General features: G+C 67.7%; 24 protein-coding genes and 1 tRNA gene. 12 read left to right on the forward strand and 13 right to left on the reverse strand.

Annotated elements, in window-relative coordinates:
- Positions 1 to 17: 17 nt before the first annotated feature.
- From sctD to CAL25_RS18135, 3 genes are read left to right on the forward strand one after another with little or no spacing between them, the layout of a single operon-like run.
- Positions 18 to 1,436 (forward strand): type III secretion system inner membrane ring subunit SctD, encoded by a 1,419-nt coding sequence (gene sctD, locus CAL25_RS18125; protein ID WP_094802522.1) that lies wholly within the window; start codon positions 18 to 20, stop codon positions 1,434 to 1,436.
- 33 nt (positions 1,437 to 1,469) lie between these two features.
- Entirely contained in the window at positions 1,470 to 1,751 is a 282-nt protein-coding gene (locus CAL25_RS24255; protein ID WP_094802524.1) for a hypothetical protein, read from the forward strand.
- 12 nt (positions 1,752 to 1,763) lie between these two features.
- Positions 1,764 to 2,030 (forward strand): EscF/YscF/HrpA family type III secretion system needle major subunit, encoded by a 267-nt coding sequence (locus CAL25_RS18135; protein ID WP_094802526.1) that lies wholly within the window; start codon positions 1,764 to 1,766, stop codon positions 2,028 to 2,030.
- A gap of 28 nt (positions 2,031 to 2,058) precedes the next feature.
- On the opposite strand, the gene CAL25_RS18140 is transcribed toward CAL25_RS18135, so the two are convergent.
- Complete coding sequence (locus CAL25_RS18140; RefSeq protein ID WP_094802528.1) at positions 2,059 to 2,496, reverse strand: type III secretion system chaperone; 438 nt, start codon at positions 2,494 to 2,496, stop codon at positions 2,059 to 2,061.
- A gap of 310 nt (positions 2,497 to 2,806) precedes the next feature.
- On the opposite strand from CAL25_RS18140, the gene CAL25_RS18145 reads away from it, so the two are divergent.
- Positions 2,807 to 3,688 carry an NAD(P)-dependent oxidoreductase gene (locus tag CAL25_RS18145; RefSeq protein ID WP_094802530.1) on the forward strand — a complete coding sequence of 294 codons (882 nt, stop codon included), beginning with the start codon at positions 2,807 to 2,809 and terminating at the stop codon, positions 3,686 to 3,688.
- 37 nt (positions 3,689 to 3,725) lie between these two features.
- Here the strand turns inward: CAL25_RS18145 and CAL25_RS18150 are convergent, their stop codons facing one another.
- The 3 genes from CAL25_RS18150 to CAL25_RS18160 all read right to left on the reverse strand — a co-directional run bounded on the left by CAL25_RS18150 (position 3,726) and on the right by CAL25_RS18160 (position 7,224).
- On the reverse strand, positions 3,726 to 4,997 hold the full coding sequence (locus CAL25_RS18150; protein WP_249279139.1) for an MFS transporter: 1,272 nt from the start codon (positions 4,995 to 4,997) through the stop codon (positions 3,726 to 3,728).
- Positions 4,998 to 5,130: 133 nt separating this feature from the next.
- Positions 5,131 to 6,132, reverse strand: coding sequence for a Bug family tripartite tricarboxylate transporter substrate binding protein (locus CAL25_RS18155; protein ID WP_094802532.1), 1,002 nt, complete (start codon positions 6,130 to 6,132; stop codon positions 5,131 to 5,133).
- Positions 6,133 to 6,177: 45 nt separating this feature from the next.
- Positions 6,178 to 7,224: an SMP-30/gluconolactonase/LRE family protein gene (locus tag CAL25_RS18160; protein WP_094802534.1), complete on the reverse strand. Its 1,047-nt coding sequence runs from the start codon at positions 7,222 to 7,224 to the stop codon at positions 6,178 to 6,180.
- Positions 7,225 to 8,033: 809 nt separating this feature from the next.
- Here CAL25_RS18160 and CAL25_RS18165 point away from each other — a divergent pair.
- The 3 genes from CAL25_RS18165 to CAL25_RS18175 all read left to right on the forward strand — a co-directional run bounded on the left by CAL25_RS18165 (position 8,034) and on the right by CAL25_RS18175 (position 10,140).
- A complete protein-coding gene (locus CAL25_RS18165; RefSeq protein ID WP_094803271.1) occupies positions 8,034 to 9,341 on the forward strand; it encodes an MFS transporter in 1,308 nt (435 codons plus the stop codon).
- A gap of 119 nt (positions 9,342 to 9,460) precedes the next feature.
- Complete coding sequence (locus CAL25_RS18170; protein ID WP_094802536.1) at positions 9,461 to 9,796, forward strand: type II toxin-antitoxin system Phd/YefM family antitoxin; 336 nt, start codon at positions 9,461 to 9,463, stop codon at positions 9,794 to 9,796.
- On the forward strand, positions 9,796 to 10,140 hold the full coding sequence (locus tag CAL25_RS18175; protein WP_094802538.1) for a type II toxin-antitoxin system RelE/ParE family toxin: 345 nt from the start codon (positions 9,796 to 9,798) through the stop codon (positions 10,138 to 10,140). Before CAL25_RS18170 ends, CAL25_RS18175 begins: the two co-directional genes overlap by 1 nt.
- 62 nt (positions 10,141 to 10,202) lie before the next feature.
- On the opposite strand, the gene CAL25_RS18180 is transcribed toward CAL25_RS18175, so the two are convergent.
- The 7 genes from CAL25_RS18180 to CAL25_RS18210 form a co-directional block, all read right to left on the reverse strand.
- Positions 10,203 to 10,279 (reverse strand) — tRNA-Arg (locus CAL25_RS18180).
- A 76-nt stretch (positions 10,280 to 10,355) separates the two neighbouring features.
- Complete coding sequence (locus CAL25_RS18185; RefSeq protein WP_094802540.1) at positions 10,356 to 10,967, reverse strand: helix-turn-helix domain-containing protein; 612 nt, start codon at positions 10,965 to 10,967, stop codon at positions 10,356 to 10,358.
- A gap of 16 nt (positions 10,968 to 10,983) precedes the next feature.
- Complete coding sequence (locus CAL25_RS18190; protein WP_094802542.1) at positions 10,984 to 12,276, reverse strand: NAD(P)/FAD-dependent oxidoreductase; 1,293 nt, start codon at positions 12,274 to 12,276, stop codon at positions 10,984 to 10,986.
- 11 nt (positions 12,277 to 12,287) lie between these two features.
- Positions 12,288 to 12,974 (reverse strand): amino acid ABC transporter permease, encoded by a 687-nt coding sequence (locus tag CAL25_RS18195; RefSeq protein WP_094802544.1) that lies wholly within the window; start codon positions 12,972 to 12,974, stop codon positions 12,288 to 12,290.
- Between the two features lie 2 nt (positions 12,975 to 12,976).
- Complete coding sequence (locus tag CAL25_RS18200; protein ID WP_249279140.1) at positions 12,977 to 13,681, reverse strand: amino acid ABC transporter permease; 705 nt, start codon at positions 13,679 to 13,681, stop codon at positions 12,977 to 12,979.
- 15 nt (positions 13,682 to 13,696) lie between these two features.
- The gene (locus CAL25_RS18205; protein ID WP_094802546.1) at positions 13,697 to 14,488 is read right to left on the reverse strand and encodes an ABC transporter substrate-binding protein; all 792 of its coding nucleotides are present in this window, start codon (positions 14,486 to 14,488) and stop codon (positions 13,697 to 13,699) included.
- A gap of 119 nt (positions 14,489 to 14,607) precedes the next feature.
- Positions 14,608 to 15,357, reverse strand: coding sequence for an amino acid ABC transporter ATP-binding protein (locus CAL25_RS18210; protein ID WP_094802550.1), 750 nt, complete (start codon positions 15,355 to 15,357; stop codon positions 14,608 to 14,610).
- A gap of 143 nt (positions 15,358 to 15,500) precedes the next feature.
- Between CAL25_RS18210 and amaB the strand changes: the two genes are divergently transcribed.
- From amaB to CAL25_RS18235, 5 genes are all read left to right on the forward strand, one after another.
- Positions 15,501 to 17,003 (forward strand): L-piperidine-6-carboxylate dehydrogenase, encoded by a 1,503-nt coding sequence (amaB, locus tag CAL25_RS18215; protein ID WP_094802552.1) that lies wholly within the window; start codon positions 15,501 to 15,503, stop codon positions 17,001 to 17,003.
- 126 nt (positions 17,004 to 17,129) lie between these two features.
- Complete coding sequence (locus CAL25_RS18220) at positions 17,130 to 18,449, forward strand: phospholipase A (protein ID WP_094802554.1); 1,320 nt, start codon at positions 17,130 to 17,132, stop codon at positions 18,447 to 18,449.
- Positions 18,450 to 18,595: 146 nt separating this feature from the next.
- Positions 18,596 to 19,327 carry a hypothetical protein gene (locus CAL25_RS18225; protein ID WP_094802556.1) on the forward strand — a complete coding sequence of 244 codons (732 nt, stop codon included), beginning with the start codon at positions 18,596 to 18,598 and terminating at the stop codon, positions 19,325 to 19,327.
- 302 nt (positions 19,328 to 19,629) lie between these two features.
- The gene (locus tag CAL25_RS18230) at positions 19,630 to 20,322 is read left to right on the forward strand and encodes an aspartate/glutamate racemase family protein (protein WP_094802558.1); all 693 of its coding nucleotides are present in this window, start codon (positions 19,630 to 19,632) and stop codon (positions 20,320 to 20,322) included.
- Positions 20,323 to 20,421: 99 nt separating this feature from the next.
- On the forward strand, positions 20,422 to 20,652 hold the full coding sequence (locus tag CAL25_RS18235) for a hypothetical protein (protein WP_094802560.1): 231 nt from the start codon (positions 20,422 to 20,424) through the stop codon (positions 20,650 to 20,652).
- 34 nt (positions 20,653 to 20,686) lie between these two features.
- Here CAL25_RS18235 and CAL25_RS18240 read toward each other — a convergent pair whose 3' ends face one another.
- Together CAL25_RS18240 and CAL25_RS18245 are read right to left on the reverse strand one after the other, a co-directional pair.
- On the reverse strand, positions 20,687 to 21,394 hold the full coding sequence (locus CAL25_RS18240) for a flagellar brake protein (protein ID WP_094802562.1): 708 nt from the start codon (positions 21,392 to 21,394) through the stop codon (positions 20,687 to 20,689).
- Between the two features lie 283 nt (positions 21,395 to 21,677).
- Entirely contained in the window at positions 21,678 to 22,742 is a 1,065-nt protein-coding gene (locus tag CAL25_RS18245) for a response regulator (protein ID WP_094802564.1), read from the reverse strand.
- Positions 22,743 to 22,767: the final 25 nt, after the last annotated feature.

Here is a 22,767-nt window from a genome sequence, read left to right on the forward strand (position 1 = left end):
CCCGGAGCCCCCCTCCCATGAGCGCGAATCCGAACGACATGCTGGAACTGCGCGTGCTCTCCGGCCTGCACCGGGATGCGCGCTGCGACGCGCGCGATGGCGCGGTGCTGGGCGCCGATCCGGATTGCGACATCGTGCTGGCCGACGCCGGGGTGGCCCCGCAGGCCGCACGGCTGCGTCTGGGCGCGCGGGGCTGGTCCATGCAGGCGCAGGACGCCACGGGCACGCCGGCCGAACCCGACACACCGTTCAACCAGCCCCTGCCGCTGGGCCCGCTGTGGATCACCGTGGCTCACCGCGCCGATCCCTGGGCCGTGCTGCCCGCGGCGGCCAACGATGCGGACGGATCGTCGCTCGTGGGTGCGGTGTCGAACGGGGCCGCCCTTGAGGGCGCGTCGGCCTCGGCCGCCACTGCTTCGGGCGCCACTGCTTCGGGCGCCACTGTCTCGGCCGCCGCGGCCTCGGCCGCCACTGCATCGGCCGCCGCGGCACGAGCCGCCCCCGTCGCGTCGCGCCCGCCGCTGCCGGCCGCCGCCCCGCGCAACCGCGAAACCTGGCCCATGTGGGTCGGCATCGGCGCGGTCGTGCTGACCATTCTCGTGGCGATCGCCATGGCCTGGTGGCTGCCCGCCGAGCCCAAGGCGCCGCCCCGTCCGGACCCGCGGCTCGCGGCCGAGCAGTCGATGAGCCAGATATCCGCCGCGATCGAACGGCTCGGCCTGGCCTCGAGGCTGCATGTGGCCATGTCGCGCGACGGCACCGTGCGCGTGTCGGGCTGGGTGCGCAATCGCGCCGAACAGGAACGCGTGGCCGCCGCGATGACCCAGATCTGGCCCATGCCGGCCCTGCAGGTCAGCGCCGAAGACGAAGCCCTGCAGACCGCCGCCAATGCGCTGCGCGGATTCAGCGTGCGCTACGCGCCGCGCTACGACGGCGACGGCCGGCTCAGCGTGCAGGGCATCGCCGGCAGCGCCCGCGAACGCGCCAGCGCGCTCGACGCGGTGCGCGCGCAGCTGCCGGGCATGACGGTGCTCGGCAACGACATCCGGCTCGCCCCGGATGTCGCGCAGGCGTTTTCGAAGGAGCTGGTCGACGCCGGCCTGAGCGGCATCGGCCTGGCCTGGCAAGGCGACCGGCTCGAAGCGGCCGCGGCCGGCCTGGACGACGACCAGATGGCCTTGCTGCAGACCGTGATGGCGCGCTTCAACACCACGCACCTGGGTGTGGTCGCCCTGGCCGGACCGGGCGAGCGCCAGTTCGCCGACTCGGTGCCGTTCGACATCCGCAGCATCGTGGGCGGCCCGCAGCCGTTCATCGTGCTGGGCGACGGCAGCAAGCTGCTGGTGGGCGGCACCTACCGTCAATACCGCCTCACCGCGATCGAACCCAAGCGCATTATTTTTGAAGGGCCCAGGCCCGCCATCGTGGTACGTTAGCGTGCCGCCGAACCCCGCCGGAGAACCGCCAGCATGAGCTCGCACACCGCCCTCACCGATCTCGAATCCCGTCTTGCCGCGCCCGATGGCGCCGTGCAGCGCGATGCGATGATGGCGCGCACCCAGGGCCTGGCCAGGCGCCTGCGCGCCGAGCTCGACGCCGGCCTGTCACGCGCCGACTTCGCCGCCTACAGCGCCGTGGCCGCGGCGGCCGACGCCGCGACCGCCGTGCTCGCCGACTATCCCCTGTCCCCGGAGCGCGGCGGCGACGCCAGCGCGCCCGCCAACGCCTTCCCCTCTTTTTCGCCTCGCTAAGGAGCGCACGCCATGGCCATCAGCGGTCTGTCCGGTTCGTCCGGCCTGAACTTCAACACGATCAACGACACGCTCTATCAGGGCATCCGCAGCCAGGAAACCCAGCTGCGTTCCACCCTGTCCACGCTCGGCACCAACGCCGACGGCACGGTCAATCAGGCCGACCTGCTGGCGATGCAGCAGCAGGTGCAACAGTGGACGATGATGATCGATATCCAGAGCACGATCACCAAGCAGGTGGCCGACTCGCTCAAGGGTGTGATTCAGAAATCCAGCTGATGCGTGCGCGGCCGCGACGGCCGCGTGCTCATACCGACTGGAAGAACATCGGCGCCGACATGCGCGACGCCGGTGCGGCCTCGCGCGCGAGCCGTTCGTTCCAGCGGTCGGCCTGGTCGAGCAGGGCTTCGACCGCGGCCATCAGCGCGCTGGGCGCGCACTCGACATACGGCAGCGCCAGCTGGATATGCGGTTTGCCGTCGGGGCCGACGCACAGCACGGCGCCCCGGCCGGCCTGCATGAAATTGGCTTTCGCCATCAATTCGGTCTGCGCCGCATCCGCACTGGTCGGACCCAGCAGGCACGAAAGCAGCACCTGTCCACGCGCGCCCATGCTGATGAGGCGCAACACATGCCGCCCGTCGAACACGAGCTGGCACACCCCTTCGGCCGACGGTTGCAGACCGCCCATGCCGAGGCTGGAGCCAAATTCGGAGACTATCCGCGCGAAGGTCGGATCAGGCATGGGATTGGACGTGGCTTAGGCCGTTCCGAGAGGGAACCGGCCAGACGGAAACAGGGTGCGATATTACCCCGCCTGGGTGCGAACTCCCCAGGGCTGGATGCAACCGATACATATTTTTGAGGAATCTTGCGCAATTTTGACAGGACTAGCGCGAAGTGAGGTCAAGAAATTGCAAAGATCGCGCCTCCATATCCGTGTAATCCCGTAGGCGCTCACGCCATCGGGCCACGCCAGGGTCGGTAAGATCGACGGCGGTGCACAGGCACCGCAATCAAACCAATAAGCCCACCCTGGGCAGGAGCAGTGGAAGATGACGACAGTCGGAATGGCAGGCATCGGCCTCATGGGCCACGGAATTGCCAGCAATCTCGTCAAGCACGGCCACAAGCTGACCGTGCTGGAACACCCGGGCAATCAGCCCATCGCCGATCTGCTGGCAGGTGGCGCGACCACCTGCACCGACGGCGCGACGCTGGCGGCCCGATCCGACGTCATCATCCTCTGCGTGACCGGCAGCCCGCAGGTCGAGGCCGTCCTGCTCGGGCCCGGAGGCGTGCTCGAAGGGCTGCGTCCGGGCACGGTCGTGATCGATTGCTCGACCGCGATTCCCTCGTCCACGCTCAAGGTCGCCGACGCCGTGCAGGCGCGCGGTGGCCGATTCCTCGATGCGCCCATGACCCGCACGCCCAAAGAGGCGGCGGAAGGCCGGCTCAATCTGCTGGTCGGCGCAGACGCGGCGCTGTTCGAGGAATGCAAGCCGCTCTTGTCGGCGTTCGCCGAGAACATCACGCACGCCGGCCCGGTCGGCGCCGGCCACCGCATGAAGCTGCTGCACAACTATGTGTCGCTCGGACTGATCGCGCTGATTTCGGAGGCCGCGGCCTGCGCCGGGCGTGCCGACATCGATCCGGCCGTGTTCGCCGAAGTGCTGACCAAGGGCGGCGGCGGTGGCGTGGCGCTCGAACGCATCAAGCCCTATCTGCTGTCGCAGGACACGTCGTCGCTGCGCTTCTTCATGTCGAACGCGCGCAAGGATCTCGACTACTACAACACCATGGCCGCCGAGACGGGCGCGGTGCGCGACATCGGCGCGGCCGTGCTCGGCACGTTCGAGCAGGCGGTCGAACAGGGCGGTCCGGATCGCTACGTGCCGGAGCTCGTCAGCCTGCTGACCGAGCGTCCCGCGCACTGATCCACACAACGGGGCGGCAGCGCGCCGCCCCGGTCGTTCATGCGCGCGCCAGCACGGTGCCGCGCTCGGGCAGCCGCAGCGAGATCAACGCGGCCGCCACCAGCAGCGCGCCCGCCATGCCGAACGCGATCCAGTGCGTGCCGAACACGTCGAAGGCCCAGCCGCCGAGCCAGGAGCTCAGCGTGCCGCCGACCTGATGGCCGAGATAAGTGAGGCCATAGAGCACCCCCACCAGCTTCACGCCATAGACGTCGGCCAGGATCGCCGACGACAGCGCGATGCTGCCGGCCCACACGATGCCGCCCACCGCCGCGGCCATGTAAAGCTCCCAGTGCGCGCCCACCATCACCAGCGCGAAAAAACCCAGCCCACGCACCAGATAGATCACGGCCAGGATGTTGCGCCGGGGCAGCACGTCGGACAGGCGGCCCAGCACCAGGGTGCTGAAGATCGCGACCAAGCCGATCAGGCCGATGCCCAGCGCGCTGGTGTGCGCGTCGAAACCGTGGTCCATCAGCATGGGCATGCCGTGCGTGCCGAGCAGGTTCATGCTGAAGCCGCAGGCGAACAGGCCGAGCATGATGCCCCAGAAGGGCGCGGTGCGCAGCGCGCCGCGCACGCCCGCCTGCGCCAGCGGCGCGGCCGGCCGGTTGACGCCGCCCGCGCCGCCGGCGGCGATCTGTTCGGGCAGCAGGTCGGTATGTTGCGGCGCCTGATCGCGGATCACCAGAAACGCCGTGGGCAGAGTGATGAGCGCGAACAGCACACCGAAGGCGAGCAAGGTCGGGCGCCAGCCCATGAATTCGATCGCGAACGTGAGCGTGGGCGTCATCAGCGCGATGCCGGCCATCGAACCCGTGGAAAGAAAGAAGAGCGCCATGCCGCGCTGACGCGTGAACCAGCGGCTGAGCACCGGCGTGAGCGCCACCGGGCTGGTGAACGCGAGGCCCACCGACAGGCCGATACCGAAGGCCAGCAGAAAGCCGATCAGCGACGTGGCGGTGATGGTCCAGAGCAGCGACAGCACCACGATGACGGTGCCGCAGGTCAGGACGAAGCGCGTGCCGCGCACGCTGACGAGATATCCGGCCAGCGGCATCGCCAGGCCGTAGACCAGCATGCCCGCGGCCACGATGCCGGCCAGCTCGCTGCGGCTGAAGCCGAGGTCGTGCGCCATCGGCAGGAAGAACGGACCGATGCCCATGCGCAGGCCCACGGTCAACATCGTGAGAATCGTGGCGGCCGCCACGATGTTCCAACCAAAATACCAGCGCCCGCCCTGTCCGGCGCCTTCTGCTTCCCTGCCCACGGCTGTCTCCTCGGGATTGTCATCTTATGGCGGCCGATCGCGTCGGCCTGGCCAAGATGATACGCCCGGGGAGGGTCAGCCGCGGCACCGGATGCGCGGCCACCGTACGGTGGCCGGACGTCCGGCGCGTCCTTCAGTCGAGACGGATGTCGGTGGTCTTGACCACCTTGGCCCAGCGGTCGCGCTCGGTGTTGAAGAACGTCGCCAGTTGGGCCGGGTCGCGCACCACGACTTCGGCGCCCTGCTCGTTGAGCTGCTTCTGCACCTCCGGCAGGTTCACGATCTTGGCCAGATGCTGGGCCAGCTTGGCGGCGATGGGATCGGTCACGGCCTGCGGACCCATGATGCCCTGCCAGGTGCCCGACTCGAAGCCCTTCACGCCCTGTTCGGAGATGGTCGGGATATCCGGGATCAACGACATGCGCTCGCCCTTGGAGATCGCGATCGGACGCAGCTTGCCGGCCTTGATGTGCGGCAGCGTGGCGAGCAGGCCGTTCATGATGATCTGCGTCTGACCGCCGATGGTGTCGGTCACGGCCTGCGAACCGCCCTTGTAGGGCACGTATTCCCACTGCGCGCCGGTGGCCTGCTGCACGGCCACGGCGGCCAGGTGCGGGGCGCTGCCGATGGCCGTCACGGCGAAGTTCAGGCGCTGCTTCTTCGACAGCTCGACCAGCTCGGGCACGGTGCGCGCCGGCACGTCGGGATGCACGGCCAGCACGTGGGGCGAGTACGCCAGCATGCTGACCGCGCGCAGGTCCTTGGACGGATCGAACGACAGCTTGGTGTAGACGGACGGGCTGATGGCCAGCGCGCCCACGTCGCACAGCAGCACGGTATGGCCGTCGTCATTGGACTGCACGACCAGACCCGCGCCCAGGTTGCCGTTGGCGCCCGGCTTGTTCTCGACCACGACGGTCTGGCCCAGCGCTTCGCTCAGGCGCGGCGCGACCAGGCGCGCGATGATGTCCGACGAGCCGCCGGGCGGGTAAGGCACGATGATGCGCACGGGGCGCGTCGGCCACTTGGCCGCATCGGCCGCGTTCGCGGTGGCCGCGCGGGCCCACGCCGGCACCCACGGTGCCACGCACAGCGCCGCGCCGGCGCTCAGCAAACGTCTCTTGCTCGAATCCATATCGTCTCCGTCCTGTTATTGATCGATGAGGTGCGGCGCGCTGCTTCAGACGGCGCCGCGGGTTTCCACGTAAAGGGCGTACAGCGAATGGCTGCTCGCCATGAAGAGGCGGTTGCGCTTGGCGCCGCCGAAAGTGAGGTTGGCGCAGCGCTCGGGCAGGCGGATATGGCCGATGGCCTTGCCCGCCGGGTTGAACACCATCACGCCGTCGAGCTCTTCCGGCTTGGCGTCGGCCGAGCCGTTGCTGCCCCAGCCGCACCACAGGTTGCCGGCCTCGTCGCACTTGATGCCGTCGATCGCGCCGGGGCCCTGCGCGTCGACATGCAGGCGCTTGCCCGCGAGCTTGGCGCCGCTGCCCACGTCGTAGGCCCAGATGACGCGATTGGGCTGATGCCGCGACTCGACCACGTACAGCACCTTTTCGTCGGGCGAAAAGCACAGGCCGTTGGGGCCGGCGAGATCGTCGAGCACCTTCTCGACCGCGCCGCTTGCCGGATCGATGCGATAGACCGAATGCGGCAGCTCGGGCTTGGCCTTGTTGCCTTCCCAGTGGCCACCGATACCGAAAGGCGGATCGGTGAACCAGATCGAGCCGTCGCTGCGGCACACGATGTCGTTGGGCGAATTGAACGGCTTGCCATCAAACTTGTCCGCCAGCACGGTGATGCTGCCGTCGTATTCGGTGCGCGTGACGCGGCGCGTCAGGTGCTCGCAGGTCAGCAGCCGTCCCTGGCGGTCACGCGCCAGGCCATTGCTGAAATTGGCGGGCTGGCGGAACACGCTCGTCTTGCCGGTGGTCTCGTCCCAGCGCAGGATGCGGTCGTTCGGAATGTCCGAGACCAGCAGGTAGCGGCCGTCGCCGAACCAGACCGGCCCTTCGAGCCAGCGGAAGCCACTGGCCAGTTGTTCGACGCTGCTGCTGTAGATGCGGTATTGCGCGAACGAGGGGTCGAGGATCCGGACCGAAGGATCCGGATAGCGTTGCTGCGGCGTGAACGAAAACGACTGGGCATGAGCCAGGGCCGGGCCTAGCGCGAGAGCCGCGCCCAGCACACGACGCCGGCCCGCCAGCTCGGGCGGGACATTTGCCATCGGAGTCTCCTTCTGTCGGTTTTTTTTCGATGGTGCTGCGTGACGAGATCGCGCCCGGCTGCCGGTGGCGGCGTGGGCGCGCGGCCTCTCCCCTTGGGGCCGCACAATGCTTTCGTTTTGCCTTCACGTTGTACGTTGTCGTACAAGATGGCGCATCGTAGCGAGGCCGCTTCGTGTTCACAACCTAGGGAATATCCGGGGCTGAGTCCGACTAACAGGGAGACGACCGTCTCCGCGTATGCCGTGCGCGTATGCTGCCAGTCCGGCCATTACGAGTTGTATGATAAGTCGACCAAAATAACAGGCGGCGGGGCCACTCATCGACCTCTCCCACCGGGCTGCCGGCACGGTCCGGACGGCCGTTCTGCTTTAGCGGTAGAATTCCCGCCGCGCCGTCTCCCGGCGCCAGAGGCCCGGCCCCCGCAGACCCGCTCGCGAACCGCCCTCGCCCCCAAACCACTGCCAGATAGAGGTCGCAGGCACCCCCTGACCGGTCGGATTTCTCCGCCACACGCCCCCACCGCCGCGCACTGCGCCGCCTTCGTGGACCCGGCTTCGCGTTTCCCGACGGCACAGACCTCATCCCCCCACCATGCCACCGCGCGCCTGCCTCACCCGGCATGCGTCCGCACGCGCGGACGCGTGCGAACGACCGGACCCGACCCGGCGCGACGCCGCGCCGTCGCGGTCCGTGGCGGCACCGCGCGCACGCCCCTCGCGGGCCGCGCTTCCGTTTCCCTACCCGCCCCGCCCGGCCTCCGGCCAGCGTGGCGCTGTTTCACCTTCGCTTCTGTTTCATCGAGGTCTTCATGTCACGCCAATTGCTGGCCATGGCACTCGCTCCCTTGCTCGGGCTCTTCATCGTCTGCATCGGCAACGGATTTCTGTCTTCGCTCACCACGCTGAGGCTGGACGCCGCGGGTGAGTCCGCCACGATCGTGGGCGTGGTGTCATCCGCCTACTTCATCGGCCTGACCCTCGGCGCGATGTTCAACGATCGCCTGATCGTACGCATCGGCCACATCCGCGCCTACGGCAGCTTCGCCTCGCTCATCGCCGTCACCATCCTGCTGCAGGGGCTCTATTTCGACGCCTGGGCCTGGGCCGTGCTGCGCCTCGTGAATGGCTGGGCCACGGTCGGCGTGTTCCTCGTGGTGGAAAGCTGGCTGCTGCTCGCCGCCGATCAGAAACGCCGGGGCCAGGTGCTGGCGCTCTACATGATCGCGCTCTACGGCTCGGGCATGCTGGGCCAGATCAAGCTCGGCGCCATCAACGACTGGAGCGAAGCCGCGCCGTTCATGCTGGCCGGCATGCTGGCCGCGCTCTCGGTGCTGCCGATGGTCATCATTCCGCGCATCTCGCCCCAGGTCGAACGCGTCGAACCCCTGTCGCCGCGCCAACTGCTGCGCGTCACGCCGACCGGCGTGATCGGGTGCTTCGGATCGGGCATCGCGATCGCCGCGATTTACACCCTGTTGCCGCTGTATTTGCAGCGCGTGGGCCTGAACGTGGACGACATCGGCCGCATGATGGCCGCCACGATCCTGGGCGCCATGGTGCTGCAGTATCCCGTGGGCCGCTGGTCGGACCGCCAGGATCGCCAGGTGGTGCTGATCGCGCTGGGTGTGTTCTGCCTGGTGCTGAGCGCGCTGCTGTTGCTGGTCCCCGCCTCGTCGCCGCTGCTCATCGTGCTGCTGTTCCTGCTGGGCGGCGGCGTGTTCGCGATCTATCCCGTGGCCGTCAGCCACTCGGCCGACCGGGCGCCGGCCGACGCGCTGGTGCGCATGATCCAGGGCCTGCTGCTGATCAACTCGCTCGGCTCGGCCATCAGCCCGCTGATGATCTCGCCGGTGATGACGCATGTCGGCGAGGCCGGCCTCTTCTGGGCCTTCGTCCTGCTCAACGTGCTGCTGACCGTCAGCTTCATGTGGCGCCGCAAGGAACGCCCCGCCCCCGCCCCGGTCGCCCCGTTTGCCTCCGCCGCGCTGATGTCGCCCACCGGCGCGGAACTGCGCGTCACCGACGACCTGGTGCAGGGCGCGCGCGAACACGAACAGGCCGAAGACCTGTCGGACGTGGTACCGGATATGGACCCCGCAGCGGCAGGCGCGCGCTGAGTGCGGGGTTGCGCGGCGAGGCGCGGCAGTTTTGACGCGTGATCTCGCAGTCACATTGCCTCGCGGCCCGAAAAAGTCCACTATCAAGTATCTTTTTCGGCCCCCTTCGGAGAGGCGATATGGAACACGTCCTGGCTGCCCGGTCCGTCAGCATCGCCGAGCTTAAACGCAGTCCGAATGCAGTGTTTGAAATGGCCGCCACAGAGCCGGTGGCGGTACTTAACAACAACCGCCCTGCGGCCTATCTTTTGTCGCCGGAAGTGTACGAGGCCATGCTGCGCAGACTGAACGTCGACTTGCGCGACGCGATTCAGGAAGGCATCGACAGCGGCCCGGCCATTGCCGCCGATACCGTACTAAACGAACTCGAAGCCCGCTATGGGGCAGAGTCCAAGCCGGCGGCGAGCCAGGTAGCGGACACCGCAACGGCGCGCCGCAAACGCCAGACGAAGTAATGGCCGCCCCGGTCACGTTCTCGCCGCGGGCGCTCGAGGACCTGATGGAAATTGGCGATTACATCGCCAAAGACAGCCGCGCCAATGCGCTGCGCTTTGTATCCCAGCTACGCGAGCAGTGCGTGCGCATCGGGCGAGCGCCCCTGGGCTATCCCAGCCGCGCGGATCTCGCACCGGGTCTGAGAATGGCGCCTCTGGGCAACTACGTCGTGTTTTTCCGCTTCCGTTTCCGGGACGGAACGGTCCGGATCGAGCGCGTCCTGCATAGCGCCCGCGATCTGCTCGCGGTGTTCCACAAGGACGCCCTCCGTGCAACACGCGCGACCAAAGGCACACCGGAATGATGACGCGTTAGCGCGTTGACGATGATCCGCCTGGCAGAAGCAACTCCCAGCGCGGCAAGAATTGGCCCGCCCTACACGATTCGAACGTGTGACCGCTCGCTTAGAAGGCGAGTGCTCTATCCAACTGAGCTAAGGGCGGAATGCGGCAAAGCGCGCAATGATAACGTGTAGGCGATCCCGTTGCAGGGAAGCCGGCGTCATCCGCGGTCGCGATTTTACCCTGCCTGCTCCAGCGTGGGCGCCGGATCGGCGTCCAGGGCGTCGGAGGTCGACACCCACAGCACCAGCGCGTCTTTCTTGCTGCGGCTGATCACGCGATGGCCCATGCGGCTGTCGATATAGAAGCATTCACCGGCCTTCAGGCGCGCGGGCGAGTAGAACTCGGTGTGCAACTCGATCTCGCCCTCCAGCACATACACGAATTCCTCGCCGCGATGGCGGCTCCAGTCGTGGAACTCGTCGAACGAACGCGCCTTCACACGGGTGCGAAACGGCATCATCCGCTTGTGCGACAGCGCGGTGCACAGCAGCAGGTGGTCGTAATACGGGGTTTCGTAGGGCCGGCCTTCGGCGCCGTGGTTGACGCTGCGGCGGCCGGTGCCCATGTGCTCGTCGGGCGGGGTGAACAGCTCGGCCACGTCCAGCTCGAGCCCCGCCGCGATCTTGAGCAGGTTGTCGTAGGTGGGCGACAGCAGGCCGTTCTCGATCTTGGACAGGGTCGAGGCCGCCACGCCGCTCGCCTCTGCGGCCTGCTTCAGCGTCCAGCGCCGCTCCTGGCGCAAGGCCCGCAATCGCAGCGCCAGCGCGCTTTCCCGTTTGTCTTGCATCGCCTGTTCAGCCTCGTCATCCGCGCGCCTGCCGTTCTCGTAGCCAGTCGCGCGCCTGGTACGACCAATATGTAAGCTGGACTGCCGCGGTGCCGAACGGGCCGCCGTTCCAGGCCAACCCGAAGGGCTCGAACAAACGGTAGCGCTCCGACTCCCCGGCGATACCCTCGGCGACGACCCGTCCGCCAATGGACGTGGTGTTCATGCCGTGGCCGCCGAAAGCCGTGCAATACCAGGTGCCTTCGCCCAGCTTGCCGATCTGAGGCATGAGGTGCCGGGCGTAAGCCATGCGGCCCGACCAGGCGGCCTCGACGCGTATTCCCTCCAATTGGGGATAGACCGACAGCAGCTCGCGACGCAACGATTCCGCCAGGTCGGGCGGATCGCTGATCCGGGTCGTGATTCTACTGCCCCAGCCGATGCGCCCGCCGGGCAGCACCCGGTAATAGTTGCCCGCGCGGCGGTTGTCGCCGATCGCCGCGTCGGTGCGGATGGCTTCGCGGACCCGCTCGCCCAGCGGCTCGGTCAGCATGATGTAGGTGGCGATGGGCAGCATGGCGTGCCGCAGCTTGGGCACCAGACCCTCGGTGTAGCCGCCCGTGGCGAGCACCACCTGGGCCGCCTGCAGCGTGCCGCCGGCGGTGGTGAGCCGCTTGACCGGGCCCTGCAGCGCGGCCGAAGTGACCTCGCTGTTTTCGTGGATCGACACGCCCAGCCGCACGCACTCGCGTGCCAGCGCGCGCGCGTAGTTGAGCGGATGAAAGTGAAACGACGTCGGATCGTCGATGCCCTGAAAATACACGTCAGACAGCAGGCGCTCTTGCACCTGCGCGCGCGACAGCACCGACACCTCGCGGCCGAACACGCTGCGCTGCTCGTCGCACCAGCGCTGCAACTCGGCCGTGCCCTCGTAGCGGACCACGCGCAGGCGCCCGTCGACCTTGTGCGCTTCGGTGATGCCCAGCGCTGCGATGTTGTCGCGAATGATCTCCACGCCTTCCATCGAGAGCCGGTACAGCGACTGATAGTGCGATTCGCTCACGAAGCGCCGGATCTGGTCGGCGCCGGCCGAATAGGCGGGCGAGACCGAGCCGCCGTTGCGCCCCGAGGCGCCCCAGCCGAGGCGGCGCCCTTCCAGCAGCGTGACCTTGCGGCCGCGGCGCGCCAGCTCGAGCGCGGTCGACAGGCCCGCCAGGCCACCGCCCACGACGGCGATGTCGGTGTCCGCCGACCCCGCCAGCGCGGGATAGCGCGTGTCGGGATCCGCAAGCGTACGGGCATACCAGGTGTCGACGTAGGCGGCGTCCATCCGCGCTCCTGTCAGTTGAGCGAGACCGGGGCGAGCCGGCCGGTCACGCGGCGCTCGACCCAATTGGCCAGGCGCAGCAGGGGGTAGCAATACACGAAGTACACCAACGCGATCATCGCGTAGATGAACAGCGATTTACTCGGGAACGTGATCATCAGCACCTCGCCCTGGTGGGTGAGCTCGGACAGCCCGACCACGGCCAGCACGGCGGTGCTCTTGATCAACATCACGTAGACACCGCTCATGGGCTGCACAATCAGACGCATGGCCTGCGGCAGAATCACCAGCCACAACACCTGCAGCGGCTTCAGACCCAGCGTCATCGCGCCTTCGGTCTGGCCGCGCGGCACCGACTCGATGGCGCCCCGCACGATCTCGGCCACGTAGCTCGAGGTGTAGATCGACAGCGCCACGAAGGCCGCTGTGCTGGACTCCCAATGCAGCCAGTCGATGTCGACCTTGGGCAGCACGAAGTACACCAGATACAGCTGCACCAGGAACGGCGTACCGCGCAGCGCATGGATATAGAGCCCTACCAGCGTGTGCACGACCGGGATCCGATAGCTGCGGATCACGCCCAGCACGAAGCCCAGCAGGGATCCGGCGATGATGGAGACGAACGAGATCTTCAGCGTGACGAGAAAGCCCTTGAGCAGGAACGGCATCACCGTAACGGCGGTATCGATGTATTCCTGCATGCTTACCTCGCGTTCCAGGCCGGACCGGCCAGCCAGATGCGCACGCCTTTGGACAGCATCAGCATCACGGCATAGATGACCAGATAACCCGCGGCGATCGTCAGGAAGCTCTCGCTGGGCACCACGCGCTCGCTATTCATCAGGACTCCGGCGGCCACCAGCTCGAACACGGCGATGAGCGACAGCAGCGACGTGTCCTTGATCAGGACCGCGGCCTGCCCGATGAGGGGCGGCAGCGTGTTCACGAACGCCTGCGGCAACACGATGTAGCGCAGCCGTTGCAGGTAGCTCATGCCAACGGCCTTGCCCCCTTCGATCTGGCCGCGCGGCACCGACTCGATGCCCGAGCGGACGATTTCGCTCACATACGCGCCGTGATGCAGCGTGAGCGCCACGATACCGAACCACATCTCGCTCCAGCCCTTGGAGGCCGGAATGATCTCCGGCAGCGCGTAATAGACGAGATAGATCTGCACCAGCAGCGGAGTCGCACGCACGAACTGCACGTACCCCGCCACCGGCCGCCAAAACAGGGCGCGCGACGACATGCGCGCCAGCGCGAGCGGGACACCCAGCATCACCGCCAGCACCAGGCTGGCGCCGGCGGCGATCAGGGTATTGCCCAGCCCGCGCAGGAATGGGTCCGTGTACTGGACGACGATGCGCCAGTTGTAATAATCAAGCAGCCAATTCAGCAACCAGTCCATGGACCCGATCCCGCGTCAGTGATCCTTCTTCCACTCGGTCGAGTACCAATACTCCACGGTCTCGGGCAGCGTCTTGTCGGCCGTCTTGAGGGCGTGCCAGTTATCCAGCCAGAGCTTCAGGCGGATGGCGTTGGGGCCCACGGCGAAGGCGAGCGGCTCGCGCACCATCACGCCGTCGAGCACCCGCAGGTTCTTGAAGTCGGCCAGAAACTGGTTGGCGGTCGAGAGCGACATGATCCCGGCGTCGAGACGGCCGGAGGACAGCGCCTGGCCCACCGGCGCACTGCCGCCGGAGAACTCTTTAAGCGTGGCCTTGGGCAGCATCTTCTTCGACACCTCGGAGTACGTGCTCGCGCCCAGCGCGCCCACGGTCACGCCCTCTTTGTTGAGGTCGGCGTAGGCCTTGTGCGGCGAGTCTTTCGGCACCACGGCGACCGTGTCGGCATAGAACATCGGCACCGAGAACAGAATCTGCGCCGCGCGCTGCGGCGTGGGCGTCATGTCGGCAGCGATCATGTCGGCCTTGTTCGAGAGCAGCGCCGGGATCAGACCCTTCCAGTCGTAATCCTGCAGCACCAGCTTCACGCCCAGGTCGTCGGCCATGCGCTGCGCCAGCACCACCGCCAGACCCGTGCGCTTGCCGTTCTTGTCCATGAAACTCATCAGCGGACCGGAGGTCTGGACCGCCACGCGCAGCTCGCCGCGCTTGAGAATATCGGCCAGCTCGTCGGCCCGCGCCCCCGTGCTGGCGCCTATCGCGGCCACGGCCAGCGTGGCCAGGCCCAACCAGTGTTTGATCTTGCGCATCGTGATACCCCTTATCGCCTTGGTGATGTGAAAGCCGCTACGTGGCGGCTGCCGGCCTCTCTGCACCGGTTCCGGAACTGCTGGCACTGCCCTGCACGACGCCGCGACGCGGCGCCGCTTCAAAGAATCTGGTCGAGAAACGCGCGGGTGCGCGGATGGCGCGGCTGGCTGAAGAAGTCGGTGGGCGTGGCGCGCTCGAGCACCCGGCCGGCGTCCATGAACATGATTTCGTCGGCCACGTCGCGCGCGAAGCCCATCTCATGCGTGACGACGGCCATCGTCATGCCCTCGTGGGCCAGCTCGCGCATCAACGCGAGAATGCCGCCGACGGTTTCGGGATCGAGCGCCGAGGTGGCCTCGTCGAACAGCATGACCTTGGGTTGCATGGCCAGCGCGCGCGCGATCGCCACGCGCTGCTGCTGGCCGCCCGAAAGCTGGCTGGGATAGCGATCGCCCAGCTCGCCGATGCCGACGCGCTCGAGCAGCGCCTGGGCGCGCTCGCGTGCCTCGGTGGCGCCGTGGCCCCGCACCACGCGTTGCGGCAGCACGATGTTGTCGAGCGCGGTGCGATGCTGGAACAGATTGAAGTGCTGGAACACCATGCCCACGTCGGTGCGCCAGCGATTGAGGTCGGTGGACGGGTCGGTGAGCGACACGCCGTCGATGCGGATCGAACCCGAATCGATCGACTCGAGCGCGTTGAGCGTGCGCAGCAGCGTGCTCTTGCCCGAGCCGGAGGGTCCGATCACGACCAGCACCTCGCCGCGATCCAGTTCGCAATCGACCTCGGTCAGCGCGGCATGCGGCGCCTGGCCGGGACGCGCGTAGGTCTTGCTTACGGACTGCACCTGCACCAGCGGCTGGGACATCGGTAGACCTCTCCAAAACCCCGGCGGACGATGCGCGAAAAAGATTTCGCATTTGACGCCGGAGTTTCGTATAGTAAATTTTTTCTCCGAAAAACGACTTAGGCTTTACCCTGAATCCGCTCACCCCAACACGAGGAATGGCCATGGAAACGCTTACGGCGCTGTTGCGCGAACTCGGCCTGGACCCGGCCGCCCTGTCGAATGGCAGCCTGCCCGCGCGCAGTCCCATCGATGGCGCCATCCTGGCGCAGGTCCCGGAACACACGGTGGCCCAGGCGCACGCCGCCATCACGCGTGCCCGCCACGCGAGCCACGCCTGGCGCGACGTGCCGGCGCCGCGCCGCGGCGAACTGGTGCGCCTGTACGGCGAGACGCTGCGCGCGCACAAATCGGCGCTCGGCCGCCTGGTCGCGCTCGAGGCCGGCAAGATCCTGGCCGAGGGCGAAGGCGAAGTGCAGGAGATGATCGACATCTGCGATTTCGCGGTCGGCCTGTCGCGCCAGCTCTATGGCCTCACCATCGCGTCCGAGCGCCCGGGCCATCGCATGATGGAAACCTGGCATCCGCTGGGCGTGGTCGGCGTCATCAGCGCGTTCAACTTCCCGGTTGCCGTGTGGTCCTGGAATACGGCGCTGGCCCTGGTGTGCGGCAATGCCGTCGTCTGGAAGCCTTCCGAAAAAACGCCGCTGACCGCGCTGGCCTGCCAGGCGCTGTTCCAGCGCGTGGCGCAGCAATTCGGCGATGCGCCCGCGGGGCTCTCCGAGGTCCTGATCGGCGGCCGCGCGCTGGGCGAAGCCCTGGTCGATTCGCATGACGTGGCGCTCGTGTCGGCCACGGGCTCCACCCGCATGGGCCGCCAGGTGGGCCCGCGCGTGGCGCAGCGCTTCGGCCGCGTCCTGCTCGAACTCGGCGGCAACAACGCCATCATCGTGGGCCCCAGCGCCGACCTCGACATGGCCGCGCGCGGCATCGTGTTCGGCGCCATCGGCACCGCCGGTCAGCGCTGCACCACCACGCGCCGCCTCATCGTGCACGCAGACGTGGCGGACGCACTGCTCGCCAAGCTCAAGCGCGCCTATGCCAGCGCCACCGTGGGCAGCCCGCTCGAGCCGTCCACGCTGGTCGGGCCGCTGATCGACCAGAGCGCGTTCGATGCCATGCAGGATGCCCTCAAGGCCGCGCGCGAACAGGGCGGCACGGTGACGGGCGGCGAACGTCTGCTGGCCGACAGCTATCCCCAGGCCTGGTACGTGCGCCCCGCCATCGCGGAAATGCCCGGCCAGACCGATGTGGTGCGCCACGAGACCTTCGCGCCCATCCTGTACGTGCTGCGCTACACCGATTTCAACGAGGCGCTCGCGCTGCAGAACGACGTGCCGCAGGGCCTGTCGTCGGCGATCTTCACGAACGACCTGCGCGAGGCCGAGACCTTCCTGTCCGCGTCCGGCTCCGACTGCGGCATCGCCAACGTCAACATCGGCACCTCGGGCGCCGAGATCGGCGGCGCGTTCGGCGGCGAAAAAGAAACGGGCGGCGGCCGCGAGTCGGGCTCCGATGCCTGGAAGAACTACATGCGGCGCGCCACCAACACCATCAACTATTCGCGCGCGCTGCCGCTGGCCCAGGGCATCAAGTTCGGCGAATAAACGGCAAGGCCGGAGCGGCGCCGCCGCTCCGGTGATGTGGTTTCGAGACGCTTCTTACAAGCGGTAGCGGTGCGTTGCGTGCCGAGTGCTACAGTGCCTCGTCATCGTTATCCCTCCCCCTGACTCATGGTCCAGTCTCGTCCCGTGCGCCGCTCCCGCGCCGCGCACCCCGCCCTGCTCGTGCTCGGCGCAGCCGCACCCCTGTTCGCCGCCTTTGCGGCCCAGGCCGGTGTTTCCTACCGTCTCGACCGCCCCGCCGCCGCGCCCGGCGATACCGTGCGCGTCGAGGCCGTCTATTTCAACGATGGCGACGCCCGCTCGCGCTGGCAGCCGCCCGCGCAGCTGGTGCTGCAATGGCGCGGCGCGGACGGCAAGACCGTCCGGACGCTGGCCAAGTTGCAGGGAGAGACCACGCCGCTCAGCGTGCCGGTCAACAACTTCGCGCGTCTGGCCTGGACCGCCGAGGTGCCCGCCGAGGCATCCGGCCTGCAGGCGGTGTCGATCGAGGGCGAAAGCGCCATGATGGCGCTGGACACGACCGGCGCCGTCCATGCCGGTGCCGCGGTCGCGGCCGCGCCCGCCGCCGTGCCGGTCACCGAACCCGCCACCGGCGAGCCCGTGCCGCCCGCGGTCGTGACGGCGGCCGGCGCCCAGCCCGATCAGGGTCCGTCGCCGGTGCAGGTCGCCCGCGTCGAAGCCCGCACCGGCACGCCGAGCTCGGCCTTCGACAACTTCCGCTCGGCGCTGTCCGAGTACCAGCCGATGTACTTCTCGATCGGCACGCGCGACCAGACCACGGCGCGCTTCCAGCTCAGCGCCAAATACCGTCTGTTCAGCCCCGCGGGCGACCGCCCGGCCACCTGGGGCGAGAACTTCTATCTCGGCTATACCCAGACCTCGCTGTGGGACCTGCAGGGCGACTCGATGCCCTTCATCGACACCACGTTCAACCCGAGCGTGTTCTGGCTCAACAACAGCCTCTGGACCTCGCAGAGCCAGAACTGGCGCGTGGGCATGAACACCGGCGTCGAACATCGTTCAAACGGCAAGGACGGCGAGGATTCGCGCTCGGTGAACGACGCTTATATCGAACCGGCGCTGTTCTATCGGTTCGATAGCGGCAGCACACTGTCGTTCGCGCCGCGGGTGAAAAGCTACTTCGGCGTCGCCAGCGAAAACCGCGACTACTCCGACTACGCCGGCCACGTCGACTGGAAGCTGCGTTGGGAGCAGGACGGCGGCGCCGTCGTGTCGGCCATGTACCGCCAGGGCGACGCGAAGCGCCGCACCACGCAACTCGATTTCAACTGGCCGCTCAAGCGCACGTTCCTCAACATGAACGGCTATCTGCATCTGCAGTATTTCAACGGCTATGGCGAAACGCTGCTGGGCTACAACCAGCGCAACGAATCGCAATTCCGTATCGGCCTGTCGCTGGTGCCCTGACGACACCGGGGTGCGGCGGCATGCGGCGCCGCACCCGCAGCCATAACTCGTAAAGCATTCCTGCAATCGGAAAGCGCCTGGCCTGACATGATGGTCGGCCGGTCTGTAGGATGGCCCTACCGACTTTCACTGTAGGAGCCTCGCGCATGTCATTCCGTACCGCCAAAACGACAGCCGCCGCCCTCAGCCTCGCCTTGGGCGCGCTGGGCCTGCAAGCGGCCCACGCCGCCGACCCGGTCGCCGCAGCGCCGGGCACCGCAGCGCCGGCCGCCCCTGCGCCGGGCGTCACTACGCCGGGCACGGCGAAACCGGAAACCGCCAAGCCAGAGGCCGCCAAACCGGCCGCCCCTGCGCCGGGCGTCGCTACGCCGGCCGCCCCCGCTCAACTGCAGCAGGTGAGCGCGCTCGGCGGCAAGCTGAACTTCAAATTGCCGCAGTCCTTCACGGCCAGCGACCTGCCCGCCGGCACCGCGCAGAACGGCACCGCCGGGGCCGAAGGCAAGCTCTACGTGCAGCAGGAGTCGCGCCAGGTCATCGTCGTCAGCGAGACGCCCACCATGAGCGGCGTCGAGACATCCGATAACGATGCGGCCTTCCTGACCGGCGCGGCCGTGGGCTTCATGGAGCAGCAGAAACAGATCTCCGCCGACTACAAGAAGACGGGCGAGAAGTCGCTCGTGAGCAAAGGCCTGGGCCTGCGGCAGATCGACGCGACCAGCACCATGAACGGCGCGCCCATCGTCTCGACCAGTCTGCTGGCGGGCTCCGGGCCCAAGCTGGCGGTGGTGCAGATCGTGTCGCGCGCCGATAACGCGCAAGGTCACCAGGCGCTCGTGCGTCAGGTGATCGAGTCGATGCCGGCCACGCCCGCGCCGTAACCCCGCGCACGACGGCACCCGGGCGGCCGGGCGTTCGTGCGCCGGGCGCCCCCGGCGCGGCAGCGGGCCCTGCCCCGCACTGCGTCAGCCCAAAAAAAAGTGCCCCGGGCGCGAAGCCCGGGGCCAACTCGAGGTTCCTATTGCGAATTGCCGCGACCGGTTCGGGGAAAAGCCGCGGCAGAACCATAGTAGTTACGCGCCCCGGCCCGGGCCTTGATCGAGGTCAAACATGCGCCAATCCGGCCAAGGTGCCCTATAGTGGAGGTCAGGGCGCGAGCAGCGCCCGCTCGCCGGAGATTCCCATGCCTTTGCGTATCGGTATCGTCGCTTGTTCCGCCGAAGGGGCCGCACTCTGCTATCGCACGCTGTGCGCCGAGGCCCCGGGTCTGGCGGGCCGGCCCTATGCTCACCCCGACATCCTGCTGCACGGCCACTCGCTCGCCGATTACGTGCAACGCCTGCAGGCCGACGATATCGACGGACTCGGCGCGCTGATGCTCTCGTCGGCGCATCACCTCGCAGAAGCCGGGGCCGAGTTTCTGATCTGCCCCGACAACACCATCCATCAGGCACTGCCCCATATCGAGGCGCGTTCGCCGCTGCCGTGGCTGCATATCGCCGACGAAGTGGCGCGCCACGCCGCGCAGCAAGGGCTGCGGCGGGTCGCCGTGATGGGCACCCGCTGGCTCACCGAAAGCGAGGTGTACCCGACCGCGCTGTCCGCACGCGGACTGCAATGCGTGCGCCCCGATGCCGACACGCGCGCGACGATCGACCGGATCATCATGGACGAGCTGGTCAAGGGCGTGCAGCGCTCCTCGTCGATCGACCGGCTGTGCAAGATCGCCGCGCAGTTCCGGCTCGATGGCTGCGACGGCATCGCGCTCGCGTGCACCGAGCTGCCCCTGGTTCTGGACGATACGAATTGCGGCATGCCCACGCTGGACTCCACGCGCCTGCTGGCGCGCGCGGCCCTGCGCCGGGCCTACCGCTGAGCCCCCGGCCCCCGACGGGATTCTTCACCCGCCCGGTGCCGCCACGAACGCGCGCTGCGCGTTTCCTGGGCCAGGCGGGTCTTCGAGCAGGAGATCACCATGAGCAAGGAAAATGTTCTGAAGCTGCTGGATCTCGCCGCCACGGACGCGGAGCTGGCGGGTTATCTGCTGGCGCTGGAGGCGCTGGATATCACCGCCACCGCCCAGGCCATGGCGCTGCTGTCCCATCGGTTCAAGGTGCCGTTCGAGCCCTGTGACGTGATGGCCATGATCGCGGACCCCGAGCTCGTGACGCCACGCGCGTCACTGCCGGGGGTGCCGTTGCATTAGAAGGGAGCGGCGCGCTCACCGGCGCGCCGCGGGCTCAATTGCCGCGCTGGCGCGCGATCTGCTCGCGCTGCAGGTTGTTGACGTAGGCCTGGATGCGGATGCGCGTGGGGGCCTCGAGATTCACATACGAGCAGCCGACGCGGCGCAGGGTCTTGCCGCGGCTGGCCTCGTGATCGTTGTGATGGACCACGCGCAGCGTGATGGCGAAAGCGCCGATGTCGGGCAGGCTCAGGACGCCCTCGAAATCTCCGCCGGGCGTGACGTCGAGCTCCTGCGCGTCGTCGACCAGCGCCAGACCCGTGGAGCTGATGTCCTTGAGCGACAGCGTCAGGCGGCGGCCCGACATGGACCAGGTGGCGGGCTTGAGCACCGGCACTTCGATGCGGAAGGAGTCGCGGCGCTGCATGCGCGAGACCGATTCCGGCAGGGGCATGATCAGGGCCGGACGGCCCTCGTACTCGCCTACCCGCACGTTGCGGCCGGAGAAGGCCACGCGGATATTGTCGAGTGCGGTCTCGAACGACACGCGATCGCCGGCGGCGATGCGTTCGTTGATCGCGTGTTCCTGGGCGGCGTCGAGCACCAGGGTGCCGCGCTGCGCGTCAACGGCCAGGATCGAGGTCACACTGTTGATCGGGCGGCCCGGAACATGAACGAACACCAGACTCTGGCGTTGCAAAATGGTGAGCATCAGGTGCGCGATCTCGAGAGGCGTCGTCACCAGGTAATCTTCTTGGTCCATGGCCGTGGCTGCGGGGTAAATAGTGAGGAAGCGCGCAAGTCCAGCTCAGTCGGACGGCGGCGCGTCCGGGCGCTGTCAGCATGCCCACAAATTGTGACAATTCCACTTAGAATTTACGAGAGTTTACACCCGCGCCCGCTCGCCCACTAAGCGCAAACTTGCAACAACGCGCCATTTTGTCGACATAACGCAATATTTCGGCGATTTGTATCTGGCCGCTGCCGCATCCGCGCGCGCCATGAAAAACGCCGCGACAGGCGCGGCGTTGGGGGTGACGGCAATGTCAGTGGCGCGGCGGGGGGTCTGCCGCGCCCGGCTCGAGGCCGTCGCCCGCCCCGGGCTCGCCGCCGACGACCCGGTTGCGGCCCTGGCGCTTGGCCTGATAGAGCCCGCGATCGGCCACCTGGATCAGCTCGGTGCTCGGGCGCTCGCCGTTGGGCGAGAGCGTGGCCGCGCCGACGCTGATGGTGAGCCACTGGCCGCTGCCGCCCGCGTGCGGGATCTGCATGGCCTCGACCGCCCGCCGCAGCTTTTCGGCGATCAGGCGGGTGGCGCCCGAGGATTTGCCGGGCAGCACCATCGCGAACTCCTCGCCGCCGAAGCGCGCGGCCAGGTCGGTGGAACGATCGCAGCAGGCGAAGATGGTGCCGGCCACGCGCTTTAGCGCCTCGTCGCCGGCAATGTGCCCGTAGATATCGTTGTAGGCCTTGAAATGATCGACGTCGATCATGAGCAGACTGATCTCGCGCCCGTCGCGCGCCGCCCGCGCCCACTCGGCGCCCAGATACTCATCGAGATAGCGCCGATTGCCCAGGCCGGTCAGGCCGTCGGAGTTGGTCAGGCGGCGCAGCTCCATATTGCTTTCGAGCAGTTGCTGCTGGCTCTGCCGCAAGGCCTGATAGGCCTCGTCGCGCTGGACCATCGCCAGGTACGAGCGCGAGTGATAGCGCAGGCGCGCGACCAGCTCGATCGTGTCGGGCAGCTTGACCAGATAATCGTTGGCGCCGGCACTGAAGGCCGCGCTCTTGATTTCGGGATCCTCTTTCGTCGAGAGCACGATGATCGGGATATCGCGCGTGACGGGATGCGACCGGTACGCCTGCACCAGCGTCAGGCCATCGACGCCCGGCAGCACCAGATCCTGCAGGATCACGGTGGGGCGCGTCTGAATCGCGACCTGCAGCGCTTCGTGCGGATCGGAGCAGTAATGAAAGTCGACATTGGGCTCGGACGCCAGCGCACGCCGGATTGCCTCGCCCACCATGACCTGGTCATCCACCAACAACACCATCGCGGCATGCGGTTGCACAACCGCCTGCTCTGGCCGATCGTCGTTAGGAGGGTACATAGTTTGAGTTCCTTGATGTCATGAT

The sequence above is a fragment of the Bordetella genomosp. 5 genome (genome assembly GCF_002261315.1).
GTDB lineage: Bacteria > Pseudomonadota > Gammaproteobacteria > Burkholderiales > Burkholderiaceae_B > Bordetella.